At 54.0% G+C, this 3,790-nt stretch carries 3 protein-coding genes; 1 reads left to right on the plus strand and 2 read right to left on the minus strand.

Features of this window, described 5'->3' with window-relative positions; translation table 11 throughout:
- Nucleotides 1–129: 129 nt before the first annotated feature.
- The gene (locus tag QZP87_RS12215) at nucleotides 130–1,098 is read right to left on the minus strand and encodes a patatin-like phospholipase family protein (RefSeq protein ID WP_291323202.1); all 969 of its coding nucleotides are present in this window, start codon (nucleotides 1,096–1,098) and stop codon (nucleotides 130–132) included.
- Nucleotides 1,099–1,363: 265 nt separating this feature from the next.
- Nucleotides 1,364–2,572: an MFS transporter gene (locus QZP87_RS12220; protein ID WP_291323203.1), complete on the minus strand. Its 1,209-nt coding sequence runs from the start codon at nucleotides 2,570–2,572 to the stop codon at nucleotides 1,364–1,366.
- 252 nt (nucleotides 2,573–2,824) lie between these two features.
- Here QZP87_RS12220 and QZP87_RS12225 point away from each other — a divergent pair.
- On the plus strand, nucleotides 2,825–3,790 hold a 966-nt coding region (locus QZP87_RS12225), incomplete at its 3' end, for a BCCT family transporter (RefSeq protein ID WP_291323204.1).

Consider the following 3,790-nt stretch of genomic DNA (forward strand, 5'->3'; position numbering starts at 1 on the left):
ATCTGTTTAGCGCTTTGCATGTGGCATGGGGACTGGCTCTTCCGGGACCCACTTGTCCCAAAAAATGAGATATTTTAAGCACAAAATGATGCTCAAGTGGGTCCCGGAGTTGCCTGTCCCCTGCTTTCCTTAAAAGCGCTGAACAGATACCAATTTTTCAAGCTCCTTTGCCAGCCTCTCCCGGGATTCCCCGGCCTGGTCCAGGATTTTACGAATCTTATTGAACTGCATCAGTCGAACGTCAACTATATCAGGGCGAAGATATATATCTGTAGAGTTCACCTTGAGCTTCTGCTGCATGATGGCTTCCTGCATAATCTCAAAGGTGGCGAAAATGGTGTCCAGATATGACGGACGTTCCTCCTTGCCCGGGGAACTCTTCCCGGACACGTCCACTGCAATTGAAATATCGCAATGGTCTAAAACAAGGTCGAAGGGCACCGGGTTGACTATTGCCCCGTCCACCAGGAGTCTGTCCGAGTACTGCACCGGGGCGAAAAGGCCCGGTACAGCCATACTGGCCTGAATAGCCGGGATTATCTCCCCGGAATCGAAAACAACCTGCTCCCTCTTCCAGAAGTCCGCGGCGACCACCTTGACAGGGATCTGCAGCTCCTCAAAATGTTTTACCTTAATTTTGTCCTGGACATATTCTAGTACGCCGCCAGGGTCCAGCAGACCACCGTCCCCCAGTCCGGGTCTTAACATCTCCAGCAGTCCGCTTCCTGTTATCCTCTCCAGCCAGCCGCCCAAGATGCCAGGAGCGGAGTCAAACAGTTCCAGGGAAGCCTTGCGCATGTCCTGCCCGGGTATTCCAGAGGCGTAAAGCACTCCCATTATGGCCCCGATGCTGCTGCCTGATATGATGCCGGGTCTGATTCCCATTTCGTCCAGTACTTCCAGCACAGGAATATGAGCCAGGCCGTTGGCTCCACCGGCACCCAGGGTCAGTCCCAGGCAGGGTTTATTGTGCCTGCTCTGTTCTGATTCCGCATGGGCGGCAACCGGTGCCCAGGTCAACAGCCCTGCTCCCGTCACACCGGCGGCAGCCAGAAATTCCCTTCGGCTGCAACCCCTTGGAGAACCTGTATTTTTCATCTTAAACCTCTCCAAAAAGAATCTGTCTAGCGCTTTTAAGGAAAGCAGGTGACAGGCACTCCCGCACTTATTTTAAAATGTTCTACCACTACAGCGACATTTTGTGTAAATTATCGCCTCGGCCACCGGGGACAGGCACCCCGCACTTATAATTTCAAAGATTCTGAAAACCTTACAGAAAAATAAGTGCGGGGGAGCCAGTCCCCGTGCCACATGCATACGCTAGACAGAAATTCCAAAAAACTGCTTTGCAGGCTATCGCCCTTTATCTACACCGAGGCAAGGGAGCGATCCGGGCCGAGATGCCGCCTGCCAGGGTAGCTGCGGCCAGAGCAGCTGCAATTATACTGATTCCAAGGCCCTGGTCCAGAAAAAAACCCATCATCAGGGGAGCAGCTGCAGTGGAAAAGACCACTGCAGAGTGGGCCATACCCCGGATGGCACCCAGGTGAAGCAGTCCATAGCGCTCAGCCCACAACGCACCACCTGCCGTAGCTGTCATGCCGTGGGATATGCCCATCAACCCCAGGTAGGCGTAGGCCACCCAGACACCCTGAAATGCAGACAGCAAACCCAGGCCGGCTGTCATTGGCAGAACCGACAGGGGCAAGGTTTTACCGGCGCTTATCCGGTCCACCAGGGGTCCTGTCCCCAGAAGCGCTCCCAGATGCCCTGCAGCATAGCAGGTGAATGCGGTGCCCACAACCTGCATTGACCATCCCAGCATTGAGGCTATGGCCGCCTGGTGAAACAACAGGGCCGTGAGCATGAACGGCGAGGCCAGAATCGCCGGAAGTATCAGGTATAAGCCCGGATCCTTCAGCACCTGTTCCCTGGTAAAACTGCCCGAAGCTTCATTCCCTTTGTCCCCCGTCATTGCTTGAGCCGGAGCAGGTATGTCCCGGGTAAGATACAGGGCCAGGGGCAACATGCACAGCACTAGAAAAACTGAGGCACTCAGCCAGGAAGTCTGCCATCCCCAGGCAGCTGCAATAAAAACCGCACTTGCCGGCAATACCGCTTCAGCCAAAGGAAACCCCGAGCCTGCCAGCGCCACTGCTTTGCCCCGGTGGGCAAAAAAATACCTGGCAGCCGTGGTCATGCCCAAATGTCCCATGAGGCCCTGACCTCCAAAGCGGATGCAAACAAAACCAAGGCCCAGCAAAAAGGCCCCTTTACCCACTCCCACCAGAAGACATCCCAGGGACAAGACCATAATGGCCAGCGTTGCTGCCCGGCACAAAGGCCAGGTATCAGCAATGCGGCCCCATTTGAAAAGCATGGCCGCACTTATCAGAGTAGCCAGGCTGTAAAGGCTGCCATAGGCGGTATGGGTAAGCCCGGTTACTGCCCGTATTTCTTCTCCGAAAACCGAGACAAAAAAGGTCTGCCCGAATCCGGACACCGCCACCGCCAGCATGGCAAAAAATGCCAGGCGTGGTCTTTGTCTGATAAAGTCCGGCAAAACAATCACATGCATACTCCCGGGTTACAACTTAAACCTCTTTACGCCGGGGGTCAAAACCTTATATCCTTCTCCGGCCCTGATATTTTGTGCGGCTGGTGAAAATTGTATGCATACTTGAAGTTTTTGTCCTCAAAGAGTATACTCATGATTTAGCTTTGCATGTCGCATGGCTTCACCTGCTTTCCTGCGAGGAAACCCCTGAATGGTTAAGCTGAATCGATACTTTAGCTTAAATTCTCAAGATGAGGAGGTATAGGCATGGATGACAACACTTCCCCACTGTCCACAGAAAGATCCTGGATAAAAATCGATCCCCCGGTTTTTCTGAGCTCAGCAGTTCTGACAATTGTCTTTGTACTCCTGACCATCCTGAACCCGGACAGGGCTGCGGATATCTTCGGCAGCGTCCAGGGCTGGATAGCAGAATCGGTTGGATGGTTTTATATCCTTTCTGTGGCTACTTTTCTCATCTTTGTCATTTTTATGGGTGTGTCTTCCCTGGGTACCATCAAGCTGGGCCCTGATCACAGCGAACCTGACTACACCTATCTCTCCTGGTTTGCCATGCTTTTTTCCGCAGGCATGGGCATCGGGCTCATGTTTTTCGGGGTGGCGGAGCCGGTCATGCATTACCTGAGCCCCCCGGTGGGGGAAGGAGGTACGTCTGATGCCGCCCGGGAATCCATGAAGATCACTTTTTTTCACTGGGGCCTGCACGCCTGGGCCATCTACGCCGTGGTGGCCATTTCTCTGGCCTACTTCGCCTTTCGCCACAACCTTCCCCTGACCATCCGTTCCGCGTTTTATCCATTGATCGGTGAGCGTATCTACGGGCCCATTGGTCATGCCGTGGATACCTTTGCTGTGCTGGGAACCATGTTCGGGATAGCCACCTCACTGGGCCTGGGAGTGACCCAGATCAACGCCGGGCTGGAATACCTCTTCGGTGTGCCCATAGACCTCTGGGTGCAGATCCTGCTCATAGCCGTAATTACCTTCATTGCCACTATCTCTGTGGTCATGGGGCTGGACGGAGGCATAAAACGCATCTCCGAGCTGAACATGATTCTGGCCGTGGGCCTGGTGCTCTTTGTAATGATTTTCGGTCCCACTGTCTTTCTGCTGCAGACCTTCACCCAGAACACCGGGGCCTATATAGCGGACGTGGTTGAAATGACCTTCAATCTGCATGCCTATGACCCCACGGACTGGATCGGCGGCTGG

The sequence above is a fragment of the Desulfonatronospira sp. genome, from assembly GCA_003563255.1.
Classification (GTDB): Bacteria; Desulfobacterota; Desulfovibrionia; order Desulfovibrionales; family Desulfonatronovibrionaceae; genus Desulfonatronospira.

Bases quoted from the DNA above. Each gene is read 5' to 3' on its own strand.
- QZP87_RS12215 (WP_291323202.1), bottom strand. From the start codon at position 1,098: ATGAAAAATACAGGTTCTCCAAGGGGTTGCAGCCGAAGGGAATTTCTG.